The sequence below is a fragment of the Planococcus sp. ISL-109 genome, assembly GCF_018613655.1.
In the GTDB taxonomy this organism is placed as follows: Bacteria; Bacillota; Bacilli; order Bacillales_A; family Planococcaceae; genus Planococcus.
In genome coordinates, this window is record NZ_JAGGPW010000024.1 from 1 (window position 1) to 20,319 (window position 20,319).

The following is a 20,319-nucleotide window of genomic DNA, read 5'->3' on the forward strand; positions in this document are numbered from 1 at the left end:
TTCTTCCTGCCAATAATTGCTCTGCTCGCACAGTTCCTCATATTCGCGCTTGAGGATGCCGACGATAATCCGGTCATAGTACCGGTTCTTCCTGAAGGCATGCTCGCGTACTCTGCCTTCTTCTTGCCATCCGCATTTTTGGACGTAGAGATTATAAGAAGGCACATTATGTTCGACGATATCGCCATCCAACCGGTGCAGCTGCAGTTCTTCGAATGCATATTTCATGGTCGTCATCACCGTGTCCCGGCCATACCCATGGCCTTGCATATTCTTTTTTCCGATGATGATGCCATGATACGCTGAGCGGTTTTTAAAATCGATATTCGTTATCGTTGAAATGCCGATGAACCCATCGAGCGGGGTCTCGATTGCAAAACGCAGGTGCTGGCCGTCAAATGCTAAGCCGTCAAACCATTTATTCTGCTGATCCGCCGAAATGGGGTGGGACCAGCCTCCGAGCAAGTGGCCGATTTCCGGATCGTTATGAAAACTTCTCAAGCTTTCCATATCGGATCTTTCCAAAGCACGCAGCGTCACTTTTTTTCCCTGAATATTCATCTTTACCACCTCTTCCCAATTATTATGGAGCGTTGCTCAATCATTTCATCCATTCTCAAACGCTTCGGTATGACGGGAAATAGCCTTCCGCTAAGCGGGAACGGCTTGCGGCCATTTCGGTTAACTCCGCGTAAATCTGCGGGTTATAAATACGGGTGCCCAAATAATAATCGTAATTATTATTATTGGTGAAAGATGCTTTGTATTTGAACAAACTGTCATTTTCCCCGTAACCGCCGCCTAAGTGCAATAAGTTACAGTTCAATTCTTTGGATATGATTACCATGAAGTCGAAGAGCAAATTATTCGGCCGCAAGTCCAGATGGTCTTTATCCGAGGCACCCAAATGGTAATGGGCAAGATGTTTTGTCGTATAGAGAATGGCTGCAGCTATGACTTTTTCGCCCAAGTAGACAAATAACAGATGGGATTTCGAGACGGCTGTATCCATCAGCTGTTGTTGGATGGATGAAAAGCAGAAGTAATAACTATCGGCAGCTGATTTGCGGTTCATCGTTGCCTTGTACAAAGCCAAGAAAGTTTCAATATTGTCGTCGCTCTTACTGACTTCTTTGCAATAGAGGTTATTGGATATAGCCTTCTTAATATTCCGCTTGGTCATCTTGCTGTACTGGTGCTGGATCTGCGGCAAGCTTTCTGACAACTCCACCGCAGTGCTCTTTCGGATGTAAGTTAAATCGCAATAGCCGTTAAGGTAACGGGCGTTATTCAGGAGAGGGTGCAGCCGGACGACTTCTGAAACAATGTTCGTTTCCAAACAATAACCACGAAACAGCCTAGTGAATTCCTCGAGAACTTTCTCATCTCCGGAAACGAGCGGCCCCCCATAACCATAAGGCGTGGTGATGTCGTAGATCGGCTGTTCTGTATAGTGGTCTATTCTTCGCAGGATAAAAGGATAAATGACGCTTCCCAAGCTGTTTTCAAAAAACACGAGCTTTGCCTGTCCCTTCTCTTTTTCCGCATTCCACTGACAATACTCGTATGTGTAGTAAACATCATTCACAGGAAATTCATTAACTACCTTATCCCAATATTCCTTTGTTTCAATGATCGTGATGTTTGGAATTTGGGTATCGATCATCATGATAAATGCCCCCTTCTCTAGACTCAAATTTATGTTAAACACCCGCTGTTTATAATTTGATTATTACTACTCAAAGTTAAAAGCACGTTAAACTTTTTAATTTCCCCTAGAAGCAGAGTGACATTTTTCATTTTTAAAATTTCTGCAAAGTAGGGACCGTTATCACCGCTGAAAGAAACAAAGCATGCTACGCAAATGCTTTATAAGCAGCTATATCGTCTGTAAAAACAGACCATCGGGCGGAGCTCCACAGATATCAAAGAACTCTTGCGTTTTCGGTATCCGCAACGTGGAGAGCATCCGTCGGTACTTAAACAGGCATGTCTGAGCACGGCCAAGTGAAATCTTAAAAACCGCTTTCTTGTTTACAAAAAACCTAAAGGAACTGAAGTTACCAAGAGAATCGAATTATCTGATATTTTTTTCAAACTGATTTAGATTTCTGAACCAAAAAAAAAAAGGACTCAGCACAATGCTGCGTCCTTTTCTCGTTCAATATAAAATCGGTGCACGGTACAGGCCATTTGGCTGTTCCAAGTATTTGTCCCACACTTTTGTTGCCTTGTCGGCGGGCAGCGGGCGGCTGAAATAATAGCCTTGCCCGATGATTTCGTATTGCCGCATCAAGGTCACTTGTTCGATCGTCTCCAAGCCTTCGACGACGACTTCCGCGCCTAAATTCTTGCCGAGCTCGATGATGGTCGCGAGTATCGCCATGCTGCGGTCGCTGCCGAGCACTTCATCGACTAGGGATTTATCGATTTTCAGCGTATCGATTTGGATTTTTTTAACCGCATTGAGCGACGAATAGCCGGTTCCGAAATCATCGATCGCCAGCTTGACGCCGATTTCTTGCAGCTCCTCCACTAATCCTGCTGCAGTATCGAGGTCGAGCATGACGCTTTCGGTGATTTCGATTTCGACATACTCAGCCGGCACATTCGTTTCAATCAAAATGCGCGCAACTTTCTCGGCAAACTCCGGATCCCCGAACTGCTTCGCGGAAACGTTGACCGATACGTGGATGTCAGGCCGTCCCTCACGGCGCCATGCATTCAGCTGCAGGCAAGCTTCGCGCAACACCCATTCACCGATCGAATGGATGGCGCCGCATTCTTCTGCGACGGGAATGAATTCTGACGGCGAGACGACGCCAAGCACCGAATTCCAGCGGAGCAGTGCCTCGAACCCGATGATCCGGCCATTCAATAACTCCACTTGCGGCTGGTAATAAACCATGAATTCCCCGTTTAACAGCGCCTGTTGCAAAGCGGCGGTGATTTCCTGTTTGCGGATCGAGCTGTCCAAAAGTTCCGGCGAGAAAAATTCATAGCTTTCCTTGCCGGAGCTTTTCGCCATAAACAGCGCCAAATCCGCTTGCTTAATCAAGCTTTCTTCATTGAGCTCGGCGACTTTCTGGCAGCTGATGCCGATGCTGATTCCTGATGCCACGCGCCGCTCACCGATTTGAATAGGCTCATGCATAACTGACAGAATGTCCCGGCACAACTGCTCCAGATAAGATTTTTTCGCATTCGTCACCGCAAAGACGAATTCATCGCCCCCGAGTCTGGCGAGCTGGACCGTTTCCGGCAGCACCGCCTTCAAGCGGCTGACAACTTTTTTCAGAAATTGATCGCCGCCGTCGTGGCCGAGCAGTTCATTGATCGATTTAAAATCATCGAAATCGAGCAGCACGACACCGATCGATTCGATTTTTCCATCCGCTGAATCCAGAAGCTCGCGGAAATGCGCGAAAAACCAATGGCGGTTTGGCATCCCCGTCAATTGATCGGTATAGGCGAGCGTACGGAAACGGCTTTCGCTTTCTTTCACTTGCTGCAAAAGCCCTGTCTCTGTGCGCAGAGCACGCAAATCGACCAAAGCCAGATTCGCCGATGACAAGAGCAGCAAAGTGACGATCGATGCGACGACAATTGCCGTGTTGATCGCCCACATGCCTTCTGTCGCGGGCGGCGGAAGCGGCGTATTCGCATAAAAGGTTTTCATCGATGTGTAATGAAGTAGCGACAGCACGACGCCCATAATGACTGCATTGCGGATGCGCTTTCCTTCCGTCGCGTTTTGAGTAGTTGTTTGCAGGATAAAGCGGAAGCCGAAATAACAAATGGCGAGCACCATAACCGCAGACAATAAATAGTAGCCTGGAGAAATCGACCCGAAGCGCACGTTCAACATCCCTGATAGGCTGAGAAAATGGGCAGCCTTTGCGAAGAAAGTCGTAATAAGAAGACTTTGCAGCATTTCACGCCGGCTATGGATGCCTCTCGTTAGAATCCGCAGCACATAGGCAGCCGTCAAACAAGCCGAGATGAGCGACAAACCGAGCAGCCAAAACCTGGGTGCAAAGCGGTATTCGGCCATAAACGTCAAGATTCCGATTAAATGCATCCCGAAAAACCCGCTGCCAAGCGCTACCACACCGATCAGCCGAGAACGCTGATTAACTGCAGCTTTGCGCTTTTTGACGTATTCCATCAAAATCAAAACCGTATAGCTTATGGCAACTGACACGATAATGGATAAAAAAACCAAGCTCATATGTGGAAGCATAGACATGGCGTAACCCCCCTGACCTAGCGAACCGGAAAATACTACCGGTTAATGAATAACTATTGTGATTTTGCAGAAGGAAATCCCTCTAAATAAGGACTTTTTAACCAGCATTTATAATAAATAATGATTCATATAACTCTTTTTAATGGAATATAGTAAAGATTATACCTGTAATTCCCTTATCTTCACATAGACCTTTACACCTGCACAAAATATTAATTCTGCTAAAAATCTTAAAAAAAGATGCTGATTTACCTACAAGTCATACCAAGCTTTGCCTTTACCCCACATTTTTGGGAACAAAAAAAACGCTGCACCGGCAGCGTTTCCAGCTATTTTATTTCTTTCTCAGTTTCTTTCATGCGGCCTTTCTTTTTCAAAGTCACGGTCATGCCGGCTTCTGCTTTTCCCGCGATGATAAACTGCAAAGCGCCGCCGGTTTCGATGCCGCCAACGACGTTCAATTCGATTGTCTCCACTTCATAGCCTTCAAAGCCGCGCACCATCTCCTCCAAATTGTCCCGCGAAATCGGAGCGTGTTTGCGAAATTCGCCTTGCCCCGCTGCCCGGAACTCTTTGCCGGTGATGCGCTTGTCCTTAAATTGAACGTCTTCCTCTTGTTGTTGCGTCACGACTGGAATCCAGATAAACGGATCTCGAGAACTGCCCACAGTCATTCCTCCTCTCGCACTCCCCCCTTATATTCCATATTTTCTGCCAATTTCCTGCCGTGGGGTGACCAATGCGCTTTTTTCCCTTAGAATGGAAAGAGACACATCAAAACGCATCAAGGAGGAAATGGCATGCCAACTTTAAGCGATATCGCGCTATCGGATGATTTAGGGCAATTTGAAATAAAAGAAATTTACAGTGCGACCCACCAGCTTCTGCAGGAATTGCAGCAAGCAAAAGCGGAAGCCTACCCGGGGCGCATCGATTCGATGATCAATCATTTGAAAGAACGCCTCAAAGGAAAAGCGGCATACCCGCTCGTCGTCCTACTCGAGACGAGCCACCTGTCGATTCGCCACCAGCAGCAAAAAGAATGGAACTCGGAACTCAAGCAGCGCCAATTGTATTTGTACGACAATACACTCGAAACCTACCGCGGCCGCATCCCGCCCAGCGTCTGGAACCAAGTGTGCTTGAACTATGCCGAAACGCTCGTCCATACCGGCCGTTCAATCGACGCCCAAGCGGTGTTGAAACAAATGGTCAAAGACGACAAAGACCCGTCATTCCAACGTTTGAACGGCGAGTACGGCTGGACCTTGATCTTCTACTCGACGTTCTTGCCGGTCAAAGCGGAACGCCTGCGTGCTTTGGAAAAAGCACTCGAATTGTTCCATGTCGCGCAAACCGACATCCAAGACGACAAAGGCAAAAAGCTCTACGACGAGCGCATCAAACTAGCCGAGAACATGGTCACCCAGCTCGGTGAAGTGGAACCGGTGAAACTGGCCGACCAGCCCGAACCGAGTGAAACCGAACAGCGCTACTTGGACTGGTGTGCCCAACAGCAATTGTTCTTGAACAGCGGCAACGACATCGAGCCGGATACGATGGCGAAGCGCGATTTGCCGCTGCGTATCCAAAACAATGCATTCCTCGGCAATTACTTGGATTCGTTGACGCATGAATTCACGTCGATGCGCCGCTCGCTGCACACAGCTTTGTCTGCTGAGGAAGTGGCAGATGACCATAAGATGGACGGCGACAATACAGTTTATACGCAGCGCCACGAGAACTTAAAGCAAGTGTATCGCCAAGCATATTCCTTGTTCGACAAGATGGCACTGTTGATGAACCATGCGCTGCAGATCGGCGTCGAAGAGCCGCGCGCGAATTTCCAGCGCATCTGGTTTGAGGAAGAGAGCTTGAAAAAGCCGCTCAAGCCGTTTATCCAGACGACAAAGAACGATGCATTGAAAGCTTTGTACTGGCTGTCGAAAGAAGTGTACGGCTACGAGAAGTCCGAGGAGCAAAGCATATTAGTGAAAAAAGCCTTGCATATCCGCAACCGCATCGACAATAGCTATTTGCAGGTGGTCAAACAGGCCGAGCCGTTTGACAAAGAGAGCGCGCGTGCGCAAAGCCATCATATTACAGAAGCTGAGCTTGAGCGCCTGACATTGGCGATGACGCAAAAAGCGCGCAACGGCTTGATGTATTTGCAGTTCGCCTTGGCGATCGGCAAAAAATAAATACTTGAAAAAGCCGTGCAGCTACACGGCTTTTTCAGCTTTTTGAGAAACTAAATTTTTATTTGTCATGCTCTCTGTTTGGTGGCGAAGTAAAAAAGGAAGCCAGTAGTTTTAGGCCCTTCTGCTAAGCAGAAGGGCTATTTTTTTGATATTCTGTGCGGCAGCTGTCATATGGGCCTGCTCCTAGAAATACTTGCGCCCTCGACGCCTTGCTTAGCGGAGACCATGGAGTTCTTTCACATCAGCGTAACTCCGTTCGGTGGTCAAGATAAAAAAACACGTGGCTTGTGGTCGTGCATCAAGAAGCCACTGTCGGGATCCGTTTTACTGACACGCGCCAGCGACGAAGCGGCTGAGGCCGTGCCCGCGGAAAGCGTCCGGCTGGAACGCAAAAAAAGCTGCCGAGGTTTCTCGACAGCCTGTGAGAACTCCTCTTACTTTGTGAGAGGAGTTTTCTTTATGGAAAGGTTTAATTCATTCATGAAGAGATTAATGCTCTCCGTCTGGCTCCGATTCGACCGGAAACTTCGTGAAAAAGATGGTGCCTTCGGGTCCTGTTTCGATGTTGATCGTCGCATTATGGCGTGCCGCCACTGCGTAACAGATGCCCAGACCGAGTCCTGTGCCTTCTTCTTTTGTCGTATAGAAAGGCGTGCCGATTTTCTCGATGATTGCGGGATCAATGCCGCTGCCCTGATCCTGCACTGCCAGCACCACGCAATTTTCGTTTTCCAGATAGGTGCCGATTGTCAGTGTCTGCCCCTCATCGATCGCTTCAAGTGCATTACGGTATAAATTGATGATCAATTGCCGGATTTCATTATGATTCAACAACAGTTCCGGCACTTCCTGCGTGTAAATGCAGATTTGTTTGTTCTGATTGGATGTATCGACTTTTATCAATGGTGAAATATCCTGGAGAATAGTGTTTAGGCTCATCATTTTCATGTCGGAAGTCCGCGTATTGCCGACCGACAGAAATTCAGTGATGATGGCATTCGCCCGGTCCAATTCATCGATCATCAAATTGAAATGCGCAGCATGCGGCTCCAATTGCTCATCGGTCATCATTAGCTGCAGAAAACCGCGCACCGTCGTCATCGGATTGCGGATCTCGTGGCTGATCCCCGCCGCCATCTGGCCGATCAGATCCAAATTGGCCAGCCTTTTCAGTTCTTTCTCGTATTTCTTCTTTTCCTTGATATTTTTCAACATACAGCATATGCCGTCATCAAACGGATAGGCGGTAATTTCATACCAATAATCATCCGCTTCGGATTGTGCCTCAAAGCGCACCGTCACCCGGTCGTTCATGGCGCGATGGAACTCGGTATAGATGATCGTGTCGACGGTTTCCGGAAATTCATCCCAAATCTTATTGCCGAGCACCTCTTCCGGTTTTTTCCCTCTCGGCAAAAACTGATGTTTGTTAAGATAGACATATTCCCAATCTTGATTGAGCGCGAAAAAGCCGTCCGTGATACTTTCAATCACACTGTTGACCCGTTTGTTTGCGGCATACAGTGCACTCGTCCGCTCTTCGACCATTCCTTCCAATTGATCCATGTACAATAAATTCGAAAAAACCGGAGCGGTGGCATCGATAATTGATTGTGCGAAAGGAATCTGCAAATCAATGGCATTTTGTGCTGCTTCACTGCTGCATACCGCAGCAACAACGCCATGCACTTTCCCCATAGAAATCATTGGAAGAAGCCACAACTCTTGGTGAGCACCCATGTCAGTACGGATTGGCTCTTTCTGTGATACGGCATGTCTGACCAGTTCCGCATAACTTTTTGTTAAACCCATTCTGGCGAGATGCTCATTCCATTTCTGTTCGGCCATTCCATCGGCTGCGTGAAACTTTATCGGCGTGCCGCCTTTAGCGCTCGATGGTTTTATGATGTGTGCGGCAAAATCCGCGTCGTCAAACGCCAGTTTCAAATAGGCGAAGCAAACTTTCAGGCTTTCTCGGATAGTCGAACAGAAAGACAGTTCACGGGTAAGGTTGAGCAGTAATTGCTTTTCCATCAACAACTTCTCCTTTTGATTGAGGGTTTTCGCGTTTTGAATCGCGACCGCTGCCATGTTTACGTAAGCTTCAACGCTTTCAATCTCTGATTGCATCAAATTCATCGGTGTGCCGTAATCGAACAGGAACACCATACCGATAAATTCCTTTTCATAGGAGATCGGCAGCGCCAATAAGGAATGGATTTGGAAGGCTCCCACCGCCTTCAAGTCCGGCCGGTTATCTTTTGAAGTATCCGCTATATAAATGGTTTTCCTTGTCTCTATCAATTCCGCTGCCAGAGGGTCTGTTTCCGGATCGATAATTTGCGATTGCAGCGTTACTCCGCTCATCATCTCCGGCTTTCCCGCAAAACCGCGGTAAGTGCCATCGCCTTCTGGCAAAAAGATTCCGACAGAATCGCATCGGACAATTTCCTCGGAAATTGCCATCGTGACCTGCTGCAGAACTTCATGCAAATCCAGTTTCGTATTTACAATGCGTGTTATGTTCGCAAGCCTCGAATACCTCGATTGATCATTAACCATACAATAACTCTCCATTCTCGCCAACTGATAGTTGTTATCCATCTGCAAGTACCTTCAAGAAAATTCTTTCCAAATCACTTCGTTCTTCTGTCTACAATATTACTATATATGTTTAGTTATAATCCCTTTATTTGTTAAACAATATTTATATAAAACACTTTTCTTTTGAATATTGAATGGATTCCCATATCTTAGAGGCTCAGGTCCAATTCCAGCGGAAATCGTCCGGCTTGAACGGAATGCTAGTAGAAGGTGAAAGGTTTCCAGGCAGTCCGAAAAAAGCCGTGCAGCTGCACGGCTTTTTTCTGTGTACGAGGAATAGTTAATAGGCTAGTAGTGGAGATTACGCTCCAGGAGGACGCTTTCCGCGGAGTGGGCATCGAGCCTCCTCGTCACTACGTTCCTGCGGGGTCTCTCAAACCCACTTATTCCGCAGGAGTCGCCTCCTTCCGCTTCATCTCAAATTATAAAGGGATAAATTTCGAGCATTCGATTTTACTAACGATAGCTAATAATTTCATTGATATCCAGCTTTTGAAAGCCTACGCTTCTTTGAAATCAGACATTCTCTTGCCCATCACCAGCAGCAAGGAATATAATAAAAGACGTTAAGATAGCTCGTCTTTCGGGAAGATATATGACAGAAGATGATAGGAGTGGTGTAATGAAAATCCAGCAAATCCGCAATGCGACTTTATTGCTTACTTATGGCGGCAAACGCTTTCTGGTGGATCCGTTTCTTGGGCATAAAGACAGTTATCCGCCGTTTGGCAATTCGGCGCGGCAGGACCAGAACAATCCGCTGGTCGACTTACCTATTCCGGTCGAGCAGCTTACTGATGGGTTGGATGCGGTCATTATCACCCATTTGCATTTGGATCATTACGATGCAGCGGCGAAGCATGCATTGCCGGAAGATTTGCCGGTCTTCAGCCAGAACGAAGCTGATGCGGCCGCACTCAAAAATGACGGCTTCACGAATGTCATAGTGTTAACTGAGGATGCAGCGTTTGGCGATATCCGCCTCTCCAAAACGACCGGCCAGCACGGGCGCGGTGAGGTTTTGAAACGCATCGGCCTCGTATGCGGCGTTGTGTTCCAGCACAAGGAAGAAAAAACACTATACATAGCGGGCGACACAGTCTGGTATGAAGGAGTCCAGGAAGCCATCGACCGCTACCAGCCGGAGATCATCGTCTTGAATGCAGGCGATAACCAATTCACCAAAGGTGGCTCGCTCATCATGGGCACACAAGACGTACACCACACGCACCAGGCAGCACCCAACGCGTTACTAATCGCGAGCCATATGGAAGCCGTCAACCACTGGGGCTTGTCCCGTGAACAACTGAAAAACTTCGCCACGGAACAAGGATTTGCCGACCAACTTCGGGTCCCGCAAGACGGCGAAACACTCGAATTTTAAACAGCAAAAAACCAGGAACCGGGATTCCTGGTTTTTTCTTTATCTCTACGCAATAGAAGCCGCTTTCTTCTTCTTGTTGCAACGCTGGCACCGATACCAGTACATCGCCGGTATCTCCGCGTCGCGCTCCAGCCGCACATAACGGTGAAGCCCGATCCTGTCCTTATTCCCGATCAGCTGCGAAATGATCAACAAAACCACTCCAGCACCAATGACATAATAAGCAAACCCACTAAACGCCACCAACACCTCAGCCGTTGAAAAAAGCAGAACAACCCCCGCCAAAATAACAAAAGCTGCCACAGTCTTCATTCCAACACACCTTTCAAGTCTAAGTACCCTCCAACCCTAACTACGCGACAGTGTTTCGACATCTTCCATACTTTCCAATATGTATCACTTATAAGCCTCTCATTCCTATACGGACATTCGAAAACACAAACACTATTTTTCGAACTAAATACAGAGAGTGATAATAACTTTGCCAAAATCTAAACCTAGAGACGCAGTGAAAGGGCCGACTCCGGAGGGAGCAAGCGGGTTTGAGAGACCCCGCAGTGAGCGTAGCGAGCGAGGAGGCTCGATTCCCGCCCCTCGGAAAGCGTGCCCTGAAACGAAGTCTCATAACAACTATATAATTACACAAAAAGCCCTCTCTCCATTCAGAGAAAGGGCACATTCTACAAAGTATTGCCTTCTGCCGGAATCGGCGTGTTCTTCAACATGCTCGCCAAATGGAACGTATTATAGGCAAGGCGCTCGATCGCCGCTTTTGAGAAGTCGTTGCCTCCTGTTTCCAAATACGACGGCCCAGGGCCCGCTTCCCCGACCCAATACGCATCCACATTCGGCGGAATGACAAAGCCGATATGCGACAAGCCGTACAACAACGACGCCGCCGCATGCTTCGCGCCGTCTTCATTGCCGGTGATGACCGCTGCGCCGACCTTATTATAGAACATCGCCTGGCCTTTATCATTCGTCACGCTGCTCGAACCGTACAGCCGCTCGATCGTCTGCGTCGCAATCGAACTTTTCTCGCCGAGCCATAGCGGCGTTCCGACGATGAGGATATCTGCATCTTTCACGAGCTCCAGAATTTCCGGCCACTCATCGCCGTCTTCCATATCTTCTTCCACGCCCAACGCGATGTAATAATCCGCCAGCCGGATGATCTCCGACTCGACGCCGAGTTGATTGTAATGCACTTGCACATCTTTCATGAAGCCTTCGGTATTGGATTCGTCTTCAGAACTCTTCAATGAACAATTGAGAAATATTGCTTTCAATGCCACGTGAACACGTCCTTTCGCTTTTCGTCTCCCTCTAGCTTTCCCTGAAAAAGCGCTCGAAAAACATCACTTTAAATCGTCGAATTCACGCGCGATGCGCTCCATCGCCTGTTGGATGAGCGGGCGCGGCGACGGGATGCACATGCGCTGGAATCCGGCGCCTTCTTCGCCGAACATCGTGCCGTCTTCTAGCACGACGTTCGCTTTGTTATAGATACGGTCATGAACTTCCTTGTCGTCGATTCCGTATTCGCGGAAATCGAGCCACATGACATAGGTGCCTTCTGGAATGCGCACTTTCACTTTCGGCATGCGCTCAGCTAAGAATTGCTGAACCCATTCGAGTGTGCCGTCGAGGTAAGTATTCACTTGCTCAAGCCAGTCGTCGCCTTGTGTATAGGCGGCAATGAGAGCAGCGACCGTAAACGGCGTCGGCAATTGCATGCCGAGTTCTAACGTGAACTTCTCGCGCAATTTTTCATCTTCAATGATGACGTTCGTGCAATGAAGCCCCGCGACGTTGAAGGTTTTATTGATTGCGGTGCACGTAATGATGTGGTCGGTCGCGTCTGCCGCGAGCACCATCGGCGTAAACGTTTCGCCGCTGCGCACAAGATCGCCGTGGATCTCATCGGCGATGATCGTCACATTGTGGCGCTTGCAGATGTCAGCTAACCTTTTCGACTCTTCCGGCGTGAACACGCGTCCCGTCGGATTGTGCGGATGGCAATGGATAAACAGTTTCGTGTCTTCGTCTTTTGCCAGTTCCTCAAACTCGTCGAAATTAATGGAATAGCGGCCGTCTTCGCCTAAAACGAGTGCATTGTTTTTCACGACACGCGCGTTGCCTTCAACGGCGGATGTGAACGGCGGATACACAGGACGCTGGATGATGACGCCGTCCCCCTGTTCGGTGAAAGCTTTCACCGCAATGTTCAAGGCATGCACCGTGCCCGGGCTGAAGACGATCTGTTCTTTCAAAATGCCCCAATCATAGCGCTTTTTGAAGTAATGCTGGATCGCCTCAAAATAACTGTCCGGCAAGATCGTATAGCCGTAAATCCGGTGGTCGACCGTTTTATGGAGTGCATCGACAATCGGCTGCGCGACCGGCAAATCCATATCCGCGGTAAACAGCGGAATCGTGTCCTCGTCAAAGCGGTCGGTGATGCCGAACTGCTTGATCAATTCCGCTCCGTCCCATTTCAGTGAATATGTACCGCGGCGTTCGACCGCTTCGTCAAAATTATAATGCATGCAAAAACTTCCTTTCTCAAGTGGATTCAACACCCCTAGTGTAACGCTCCTGCCTGGTGAGTTGGTGAATTTTGCTTGGCGTCAGCGCTCGAACTTGTCGAGCAGATTGCCGCGCAGCATATCATCGGACATCTCGAGCTCTTTTGTCCCTTCCAAGAACGGCTCTTCGCAAGCCTCGACGCCCACCGCTTCACCGGTCATGCGCCAGAAGCAGCTGCCGTTTTCGTACAAGCCGTCGGATGATGCGATAAATGACAATTCATTGGTGATGAACGAACCGTCGCGGAACGTCGCCTGAGCGTCATCGGTGTTCCACATGTCGCGGCCGATGAAATGATGCGCCGACGGATCGCCCCCAAGAATGTCCAGTAAGGTCGGTGCCAAATCCAGCTGGCTCGCCACTTGGCTGAAGGTATTCGGCTCGACTCCTGGAATGTTCAGGATAAGTGGCACGTTTTTATTCGCTTCAAAATACTCGAATGGATCTTCCACGCCCGTGAATTTGTTGAACGCTTCGGTATCGGGCGTCATGCCCGTGCTGTGGTCGCCGAAAATCGCCAGCATCGTATGATCGAGCATGCCTTTTTGGTCGAGGCCATCGACAAACTTGCCGATCGCCTGGTCGACATAATGGATCGAATGCAGATAATTGCGGAAATGGCGGTCATGATAGCCGCCGTAGCCTTCCGTGTCGAGCACCTGCAGACGTTCCGGCATTTCGAACGGATGATGGCTCGTCAACGTCACGATATGCGAGTAAAACGGCTCCGGCAAAGTCGCCATTTCAGCGAGCGACTGATCGAGCAGCGCCTCGTCGTTGATGGCCCAGCCGATCACTTCGGCTTCGTCGAAATCTGATTCACTATAAAAGCGGTCGATGCCAAGCCTCGGATAGATGAGGTAGCGGTTCCAGAAGCTCGGCTTGTACGGATGGAACACGCTCGTCTGATAGCCTTGCTCTTGCAATACGGCCGGCAGCGCATCAAAGGTGTTTTCCGCATACAGCATATAAGCAGAACCTTCCGCTGTCGGGTACAAAGACGTATTGAGTAGAAACTCGGCATCCGACGTCCTGCCGAGCGCCGTCTGTTCGTAGAAATTCGGGAAATACAAGCCTTCCCGGATGAGGCGGTTCAAGTTCGGCGTGATCTCCTGGCCGTTCACTTCCGCGTTGATGACAAACTGCTGCAGCGCCTCGACTTGCAGGACGATGACATTGTGGCCGGACGCCGCCCCGCTATAAGGCCCCGGTATGCGCTGTGCATTGCGCTCATCGAACCAATCTTGCGCCGCTGAAATTTCGTCCGTACTATACACTTTGCGGTTGATCCAATTGTCTTCGACATAGCGCGTAATATTCGCGCCGTGGAAGCCGAGCAGCCCGGTGAAATTATACACCCGCATATTGGAAATCAATTTATTGAACTGCCACTCGCCGCCGTTTTCCATCGATTTATTGAACGGCACCGCGGTCATTTGCCAACCGATCACCAGCACTAAAAGCGCTGTGCCGACTTTCGCCCACGGGGACGGCTTTTGGATAGCCGTTTTCTTGCGCGCAATGACCACGAGCAGCACCGCCATCAATAGCACATCGACGACGAGCAGCGCATCGCTCAAACGGAACAAGGCGAGAATGCTGTCACCGACATCACCCACTTGCCCCATCTGCATGAGCACCGTCACCGAGATGATGTCCTCGAAATAACGGAAATACACCGTATCCGCCAAAATGACGAAACTGAGGACGATATTGGTGATTGCCATCCAAAACAAGCGTTTGCGCCCGCTCAGCAATAGCAGCCAAAACGTGCACAATAACAAGGTTCCGACACTGATCATCAGCACCCCGTCAAAAACCTGCTCGTTGCCCGCCCCGAACAGCCGAGCGGCAAATCCGCTGACAAACTCAACTGGCCCGAGCGTCGCAAATAAATTCCCGCTCACTTTCGAAAAATAATACACTTTCCCCAACAACAGCAACACAAACAATGCATAATCCCATTGACCGAGCACAAACTTGCCGGCCGTCTTCAACTTATCCAAAATATAACGCCCTCTTTTGTTTTTACATAATATTACCATAATCAAAAAAGAATGGTTTATTCACTAAAAAGTTAGTTGGAATTATTTTTCTGCTGGCAGTTTGCTATCCATATTTCCTGACGCTATTTGCATATATGCCCGAAAAAGGGGGTAAACATCCCTAACACTAATTCTTTATTAGGAGGGATTCCGTGAAGCACCTCATCGCGCTCGCCATCAAATTCGTCATGGTCACCATCGTCCTGGTCGTCATCTTGACTTGGGCTTTCGACGTCAGCTTCACGCATACGCTGCTCATCAGCCTCGCGCTCACCGCGCTATCGTATGCGACCGGCGACATGCTCATCTTCTTGAACGCTGGCAAACCCGAAAACCAATACAACCGCAATACCATCGCCACTGTCACCGACTTTTTCATGGCCTTCGCCGCCATCTGGCTCATCGGCTGGCTGTTGACCGGCGAAAGCGCCGCCATGGTCGTCCCGGCACTCATCAGCGCAGTCGTCCTGTCCGCCGGCGAATGGTTCTTCCATCAATACGTCGACCACAGCGTCGTCCCTTGGTATAACGACTATAAGTCGGTGAAGAGCTAACCAGAAATTCAAAAAAAGCTAGCTCATTTTAAAATAGGCTAGCTTTTTGCGTTTTCAGTTCTAGGCATGAGCAATCATTAAATGCGTCGTCTAACCAGCATATTACTTCATAGCTAATCTCACTAACTTTACTAACACCTATTCAAACAATAAAACGCCAAAACGATCAATCTGATCGCTCCGGCAGTTTATCTATCACGCATTCACTTGGTATTCCCGTTCCGATTGTAGCTCCACTTCGCTTGTTGTCGCCACCGTCACCTGGTTGCGGCCCGCTTTTTTCGACTGATAAAGCGCGCGGTCAGCCCGTTCGATCAATTCATCAAGCGGCTGCTCCGGCTCAGAAATGCCGGCACCTAGCGAAACGGTCAAACGCCCGCCCGGCTGCTGGTCGCCCCCATAAAACGCATAGCTCTCCACCCGTTGTCTTAACGCATCCGCCAAATCAAACGCTTGCTGCTCTCCGCGCACACCGGTAAAGCATAAAATAAACTCTTCCCCGCCGTAACGGGCGATAATATCTTCCGGGCGTGCCGCTTTTTCCATCAGGCGGCCGATCGTCCGCAGCACGCCATCGCCTGCCGGATGCCCGTGCGTATCATTATAGTTTTTAAAATTGTCGACATCCATCATGACAATCGCCATCGGCACACCGCGGTATTTCAACTCGCGCACCCGTTCATGGAAATAGCGCAAATTCGGCAAACCCGTCAACGCGTCATGCGTCGAATCATGCTCCAGCGTTTTCCAACGGATGATGTTGCGGTGCGTATCATTGACGATCCAACCAAGCGCCAGCACGCCGATCGCGGCCATCAAAGACATGACAATCCCCATACTGGCAGTTGCCGGTGTTGTTATTACCATCCAGATGGATTTGATCACTTCAAATACCGCAAGCCCGATCATCAACCGCGGAATTTTGACCAAGTTGAACGGTGGACGGTAATTTTTCCTGTCATGGAACAAACTACCGATCACCACAGGCAGAACAATCGCTTGAGTGACGCCGAGCCATACTGTCGGCCCTTCCAACACGATGCGGTAAATTAATGGAATAATCATCGCTATGATTCCTGGCACCCAACCGCCGATAAATGCGATGAAATATAAAGGCACTTCTCGCAAATCCAAGCGCATACCTTCGTAAAGAAGCGGATTGTACATAATTGCGAACGCTAAAAACCCGGTCAAAACACCGTTCAAAATCGGCGCTTTTTTCGAGCTCGCAAGCTTCGGCAATATATACTCCCGGGCTTTCAAGCCGAGGTACATCATCGCTATAAGCAACGCCATATTCTCCAGAAAATAAAAAAAGATTTCTTCCATATAATCACCCTACCCCACTCATTGTCCTAAGTTTAGCAGGAAATCACTTTAGATACGCAATTTTTGGAAGTAAATTATAGAAAAACAGGTATTTCTATTTATTCCTTAACAAAAAAACCGCAAGTTCCCTGAATCTATCAGGAAAACGCTGCGGTGCCGGGCTTATATATCCAATAATAGCTTCGACAAGCGGTGCGACTGCTCGTCCAGTTCGTCGTGTTTCGTGACGAGATCTCCGAGCTTGCCTTTCAACGCGTCGACGTCTTTGTCGTCTTCGAATTGTTCGGTGATATCTACCTGCTCCTGCAATACTTGGATCGTCTGCTTGAGATTTTCGCGGTATTCACTGCTGATGGCGAACTTTTCTTCTTTGTCATTGAGTTTGTTTTTCATTATGATCCACCTCCTGCTCTTTCTATTCCCGTTCTTGTGTTACAAAAACCACCATTTCAACAAGCAAAAAGGCCGGTCATATTTGCGACTCGGCCTTTTTCTGCTGTTGCCACTTGAAGAAAGACACGACTCCGTAAACCACGAGCCCCGCTGCCGCCCCAGCGCTATCGATCAACACATCGCGCATTTCGCCGCTGCGCCCCGGAATGAACAATTGATGCACTTCATCAGACACCGCATACACAGCGCTGCCGACAAACGCCCATACGAAAGCGCGCGTGACTCCAACACCGCTTTTTCTCAGCGCACGGACGAGCAAAATCGCGAGCACGAAATACGCCAAGAAATGCGCATTTTTCCGCAGCAGCGTATGAATCGTTTCGAATTCCACAGGGACGACCGGTTCAACCACTTCAAATAATTGCCGCGCAAGGCCCGAGCTGATGCCGCTCGAGACACCCGCTGGCTGATGCGACAAATAAAAGATCAGCGCCATCCATAACACCGGCGACAGCCAAATGAATACTAGTTTTTTCATTTCCAAAATCCTTTTAAACAGTCATTCCTCTATTATAGCGCAAAAGGCTTAATCGACAAGCGCCCTCGAGTGCCTTCACTGCTGCCGCATCGATCAGCCCTTCGGAATCAACGACGATCAACGATTCGTAATCCGCGAGTTGCGCCAGCAAATCCTTCGTCACCCCACCGTCTTCGACTAAATAAAGCGCGCCGTTGCGCTTAGCTGCCGCAGTCGCCGCTGACAGTGCATCTGTGAAGCTCGATGCCGGAGCGAGCACTGCGAGTCTTCGCGGCTCTTCAGCGGCTAAGCGTGACTTCAAGGTCAGGCGGTCACCCGCCAAGACGATATCGCTGCGCCCCGCCATCGCTCGCAGCGTCTCACTCGGCATGCGGCTGCCTTTTGCCAGCAAAATGGGATAGTTCTGTTGAGCGGCAAAAACCGATGCTGTCGATACGTCTTTAAACGTTAAGCCGTCCGCAACAATCGCCCCGTCCGAATCCATGCGCTGTGCGACGAGTGCTGCCGTCGCATAGCGGTTGGCACCCCCGATTCGCTCAGACCGCACTCCGATTGCCTCGAGTTCATGCAGCTGCGCATCCGAAATGGCCGATTTGCTGCCGAGAATAATGGCATTTTCCGCCCCGAGCCGTTCGATTTCCGCTTTTGTCTTAGCGTTCAATCCGCCCTGTCCCGTAAACAGCAACGGCCCGCCTTCCTGATAGGCAAGCGGTGCTCCGGACAACGCGTCCGCAAAGGATTCACCCGTTGCGAGGACAACCGTATCCGCCGAATCCCATACCGCAGCCGACAACAAGGCGGCCGTTTCATACACGTCCGCTCCACTGATTTTCTCGACTGCAGCGGATTTCGGTTCTGGCTCTTCCGTCAATGCCGCGATGCCGCTGCCGCCAAAGACATATACTGCCCCGTCCTGCTGCAGCAATTCTCCGCTGCCGTCCGGTACGGTTTCGACCATTGTTTGATTTCCTTCGGAGTCATAGAACTTCAATTGTTCAGCGCCGAGCACTGCCGCTGCGCCTGACGGATAAAGCGTTGCGGCTTCTACCGAATGCTCCAATACTTTCTGGAACCCGCCTTCATCTGTTAGCACCTGCAGCGAACCGAGCTGATACGGATTGCCGAGCGCACTCGTCCCTTGTTCGCGAAGCATCAATAATTGGTGGTCCTGCTGCTGCTCAAATCCGAGCTCATATTGCGTGATGACCGGGCGGTAGCGCTGTTCCATCGCCTGAAAAGCCGCAGAACGGAGCGGTTTGCGCATACGCTCATCGCCCTGCTCGTCGAAAAACGCCCATTCAGCGGATGCCGCCATTTCCGCGATCACCCCGTTGTCATCCACACCCGAAAGCTTGACTTCATCCTCCGCGGGCAAGGCTTTTTCATAAAGCGTTTGTTCCCGCACAAGCGAACGCGCGACCAAGACGAGCGACTCGACTTCTTCCGTCTGCGCTTCCAAATAATAAATGATGCCATCCTCTCCCAGGACATAAGGCTCCAGCACCCCTGGCGACCGCCATTCCTTTCCGCCGGCCAATAAGCGCCCGTGGAGCACCGAGCCGTCTAAATACACCAAATGCCCGCTTGAAATCGCTGCTTGGTGGATATTTCCGCCGGAGACATCCGCCGCGAGCGTGCCATCCAGCTTATGCACCCACAAACGTGAGCCTAGATTGCCCGTGATGAGCAAATGCCCTGATTCGATGGTAACACTCGCCCCCGAACCGCTCATCCGGAATTCATCGGCAAGCGAAAACGTGCCGGTCTCTTCTCCGTCCTCCAGAGAATGCACCGCCACTTTGTTTCCGGAAACGACCACAAAGGCCTGCTCACCAATCGCATACTGCGCACCACTCAGCTGTTTGCGCCATAATTCCTCGCCATCCAAGCCGTAACCGATGACTGCTTCGGCTTCAAAGCGGCTCTCAAGCACCGCCACGATTTGTTTTTCGTGGATCATCAAATTGCTCGCCACTAGTCCGTTCGGCAGCTTGACGAGTTCCTGGTATTCCGCATTCGCCGCCGCCACGTCAAATGAAAGCACGCCGGCACCGCTCGCCGCAATGAGCAACGCAAGCCCCATCTCGTTTTTTATCCGTTTCATGTGCCTCCCCCTATCTTCTAGCTGTATAGGGATAGCCTACTTTCAAAAGGTTAAGGGAAGGTTAAGAGACGAAGAAAAAGCACTGTTTCAGTTGGTGGAATTGTGTGCTTAAGTTTTTCATTTAGGTGTTAGAAGTTTAGTGATGGTGTGTATTATGAAGAGCTGTTTGAGTTTTTCATCATCACAAAACGCAGCTGGGCGAGCATGCCTTTCGCTATGAGCCAAGAAGACCACTTGTCTCATTGCTTCGGCTAGCCCGTGTGCGCTCGGCTGCTTGGAGATTTCTTTAGATTGGTAGAGTGAAATGAATCTGCTTTGGTTCAATTTTC

18 protein-coding genes are annotated in these 20,319 nt (G+C 49.6%); 4 read left to right on the forward strand and 14 right to left on the reverse strand.

The genetic code is table 11. The features are described 5' to 3' along the window. From J7E21_RS14365 to J7E21_RS14380, 4 genes are all read right to left on the reverse strand, one after another. Nucleotides 1–561 (reverse strand): GNAT family N-acetyltransferase (locus J7E21_RS14365; RefSeq protein ID WP_215106285.1); only part of this gene is annotated, 561 nt, incomplete at its 3' end. A gap of 55 nt (nt 562–616) precedes the next feature. Continuing rightward, the gene (locus J7E21_RS14370; protein WP_215108982.1) at nt 617–1,669 is read right to left on the reverse strand and encodes a GNAT family N-acetyltransferase; all 1,053 of its coding nucleotides are present in this window, start codon (nt 1,667–1,669) and stop codon (nt 617–619) included. Nucleotides 1,670–2,161: 492 nt separating this feature from the next. Beyond that, on the reverse strand, nt 2,162–4,249 hold the full coding sequence (locus J7E21_RS14375; RefSeq protein ID WP_215108984.1) for a putative bifunctional diguanylate cyclase/phosphodiesterase: 2,088 nt from the start codon (nt 4,247–4,249) through the stop codon (nt 2,162–2,164). Nucleotides 4,250–4,578: 329 nt separating this feature from the next. Continuing rightward, nucleotides 4,579–4,917, reverse strand: coding sequence for a hypothetical protein (locus J7E21_RS14380; protein WP_215108986.1), 339 nt, complete (start codon nt 4,915–4,917; stop codon nt 4,579–4,581). A gap of 132 nt (nt 4,918–5,049) precedes the next feature. Here J7E21_RS14380 and J7E21_RS14385 point away from each other — a divergent pair, with 132 nt between their 5' ends. Next, complete coding sequence (locus J7E21_RS14385; RefSeq protein ID WP_215108988.1) at nt 5,050–6,450, forward strand: LA2681 family HEPN domain-containing protein; 1,401 nt, start codon at nt 5,050–5,052, stop codon at nt 6,448–6,450. Between the two features lie 489 nt (nt 6,451–6,939). On the opposite strand, the gene J7E21_RS14390 is transcribed toward J7E21_RS14385, so the two are convergent. Beyond that, nucleotides 6,940–9,012: a GAF domain-containing sensor histidine kinase gene (locus J7E21_RS14390; RefSeq protein ID WP_215108990.1), complete on the reverse strand. Its 2,073-nt coding sequence runs from the start codon at nt 9,010–9,012 to the stop codon at nt 6,940–6,942. 372 nt (nt 9,013–9,384) lie between these two features. On the opposite strand from J7E21_RS14390, the gene J7E21_RS14395 reads away from it, so the two are divergent. Together J7E21_RS14395 and J7E21_RS14400 are read left to right on the forward strand one after the other, a co-directional pair. Then, nucleotides 9,385–9,624, forward strand: a complete 240-nt coding sequence (locus J7E21_RS14395) for a hypothetical protein (protein ID WP_215108992.1) — start codon at nt 9,385–9,387, stop codon at nt 9,622–9,624. A 52-nt stretch (nt 9,625–9,676) separates the two neighbouring features. Beyond that, nucleotides 9,677–10,438 (forward strand): MBL fold metallo-hydrolase, encoded by a 762-nt coding sequence (locus tag J7E21_RS14400; protein WP_215108993.1) that lies wholly within the window; start codon nt 9,677–9,679, stop codon nt 10,436–10,438. A gap of 45 nt (nt 10,439–10,483) precedes the next feature. On the opposite strand, the gene J7E21_RS14405 is transcribed toward J7E21_RS14400, so the two are convergent. From J7E21_RS14405 to J7E21_RS14420, 4 genes are all read right to left on the reverse strand, one after another. Further along, on the reverse strand, nt 10,484–10,750 hold the full coding sequence (locus tag J7E21_RS14405) for a hypothetical protein (protein WP_215108995.1): 267 nt from the start codon (nt 10,748–10,750) through the stop codon (nt 10,484–10,486). Nucleotides 10,751–11,118: 368 nt separating this feature from the next. Further along, complete coding sequence (locus J7E21_RS14410) at nt 11,119–11,727, reverse strand: flavodoxin family protein (RefSeq protein WP_215109028.1); 609 nt, start codon at nt 11,725–11,727, stop codon at nt 11,119–11,121. A gap of 69 nt (nt 11,728–11,796) precedes the next feature. Continuing rightward, nucleotides 11,797–12,987: a MalY/PatB family protein gene (locus tag J7E21_RS14415; RefSeq protein WP_215108997.1), complete on the reverse strand. Its 1,191-nt coding sequence runs from the start codon at nt 12,985–12,987 to the stop codon at nt 11,797–11,799. Nucleotides 12,988–13,068: 81 nt separating this feature from the next. Continuing rightward, a complete protein-coding gene (locus J7E21_RS14420) occupies nt 13,069–15,033 on the reverse strand; it encodes an LTA synthase family protein (RefSeq protein ID WP_215108999.1) in 1,965 nt (654 codons plus the stop codon). 191 nt (nt 15,034–15,224) lie between these two features. Here J7E21_RS14420 and J7E21_RS14425 point away from each other — a divergent pair, with 191 nt between their 5' ends. Continuing rightward, nucleotides 15,225–15,626, forward strand: a complete 402-nt coding sequence (locus tag J7E21_RS14425; RefSeq protein WP_215109001.1) for a DUF2512 family protein — start codon at nt 15,225–15,227, stop codon at nt 15,624–15,626. Nucleotides 15,627–15,821: 195 nt separating this feature from the next. Here J7E21_RS14425 and J7E21_RS14430 read toward each other — a convergent pair whose 3' ends face one another. From J7E21_RS14430 to J7E21_RS14450, 5 genes are all read right to left on the reverse strand, one after another. Further along, the gene (locus J7E21_RS14430; protein WP_215109003.1) at nt 15,822–16,955 is read right to left on the reverse strand and encodes a GGDEF domain-containing protein; all 1,134 of its coding nucleotides are present in this window, start codon (nt 16,953–16,955) and stop codon (nt 15,822–15,824) included. A gap of 162 nt (nt 16,956–17,117) precedes the next feature. Next, complete coding sequence (locus J7E21_RS14435; protein WP_215109005.1) at nt 17,118–17,348, reverse strand: hypothetical protein; 231 nt, start codon at nt 17,346–17,348, stop codon at nt 17,118–17,120. 76 nt (nt 17,349–17,424) lie between these two features. After that, a complete protein-coding gene (locus tag J7E21_RS14440) occupies nt 17,425–17,886 on the reverse strand; it encodes a VanZ family protein (protein WP_215109007.1) in 462 nt (153 codons plus the stop codon). Between the two features lie 13 nt (nt 17,887–17,899). Next, a complete protein-coding gene (locus J7E21_RS14445) occupies nt 17,900–19,990 on the reverse strand; it encodes a cell wall-binding repeat-containing protein (protein ID WP_215109009.1) in 2,091 nt (696 codons plus the stop codon). Nucleotides 19,991–20,107: 117 nt separating this feature from the next. Beyond that, the coding region (locus J7E21_RS14450) for a hypothetical protein (RefSeq protein ID WP_215109011.1) at nt 20,108–20,319 on the reverse strand (212 nt) is incomplete at its 5' end.

What these genes read in the sequence shown, in the direction of transcription:
- J7E21_RS14385 (WP_215108988.1), top strand. Translation starts at nt 5,050, where the DNA reads ATGCCAACTTTAAGCGATATCGCGCTATCGGATGATTTAGGGCAATTT.
- J7E21_RS14400 (WP_215108993.1), top strand. Translation starts at nt 9,677, where the DNA reads ATGAAAATCCAGCAAATCCGCAATGCGACTTTATTGCTTACTTATGGC.
- J7E21_RS14375 (WP_215108984.1), bottom strand. Translation starts at nt 4,249, where the DNA reads ATGTCTATGCTTCCACATATGAGCTTGGTTTTTTTATCCATTATCGTG.
- J7E21_RS14445 (WP_215109009.1), bottom strand. Translation starts at nt 19,990, where the DNA reads ATGAAACGGATAAAAAACGAGATGGGGCTTGCGTTGCTCATTGCGGCG.
- J7E21_RS14430 (WP_215109003.1), bottom strand. Translation starts at nt 16,955, where the DNA reads ATGGAAGAAATCTTTTTTTATTTTCTGGAGAATATGGCGTTGCTTATA.
- J7E21_RS14405 (WP_215108995.1), bottom strand. Translation starts at nt 10,750, where the DNA reads ATGAAGACTGTGGCAGCTTTTGTTATTTTGGCGGGGGTTGTTCTGCTT.
- J7E21_RS14440 (WP_215109007.1), bottom strand. Translation starts at nt 17,886, where the DNA reads ATGAAAAAACTAGTATTCATTTGGCTGTCGCCGGTGTTATGGATGGCG.
- J7E21_RS14370 (WP_215108982.1), bottom strand. Translation starts at nt 1,669, where the DNA reads ATGATGATCGATACCCAAATTCCAAACATCACGATCATTGAAACAAAG.
- J7E21_RS14415 (WP_215108997.1), bottom strand. Translation starts at nt 12,987, where the DNA reads ATGCATTATAATTTTGACGAAGCGGTCGAACGCCGCGGTACATATTCA.
- J7E21_RS14390 (WP_215108990.1), bottom strand. Translation starts at nt 9,012, where the DNA reads ATGGTTAATGATCAATCGAGGTATTCGAGGCTTGCGAACATAACACGC.
- J7E21_RS14435 (WP_215109005.1), bottom strand. Translation starts at nt 17,348, where the DNA reads ATGAAAAACAAACTCAATGACAAAGAAGAAAAGTTCGCCATCAGCAGT.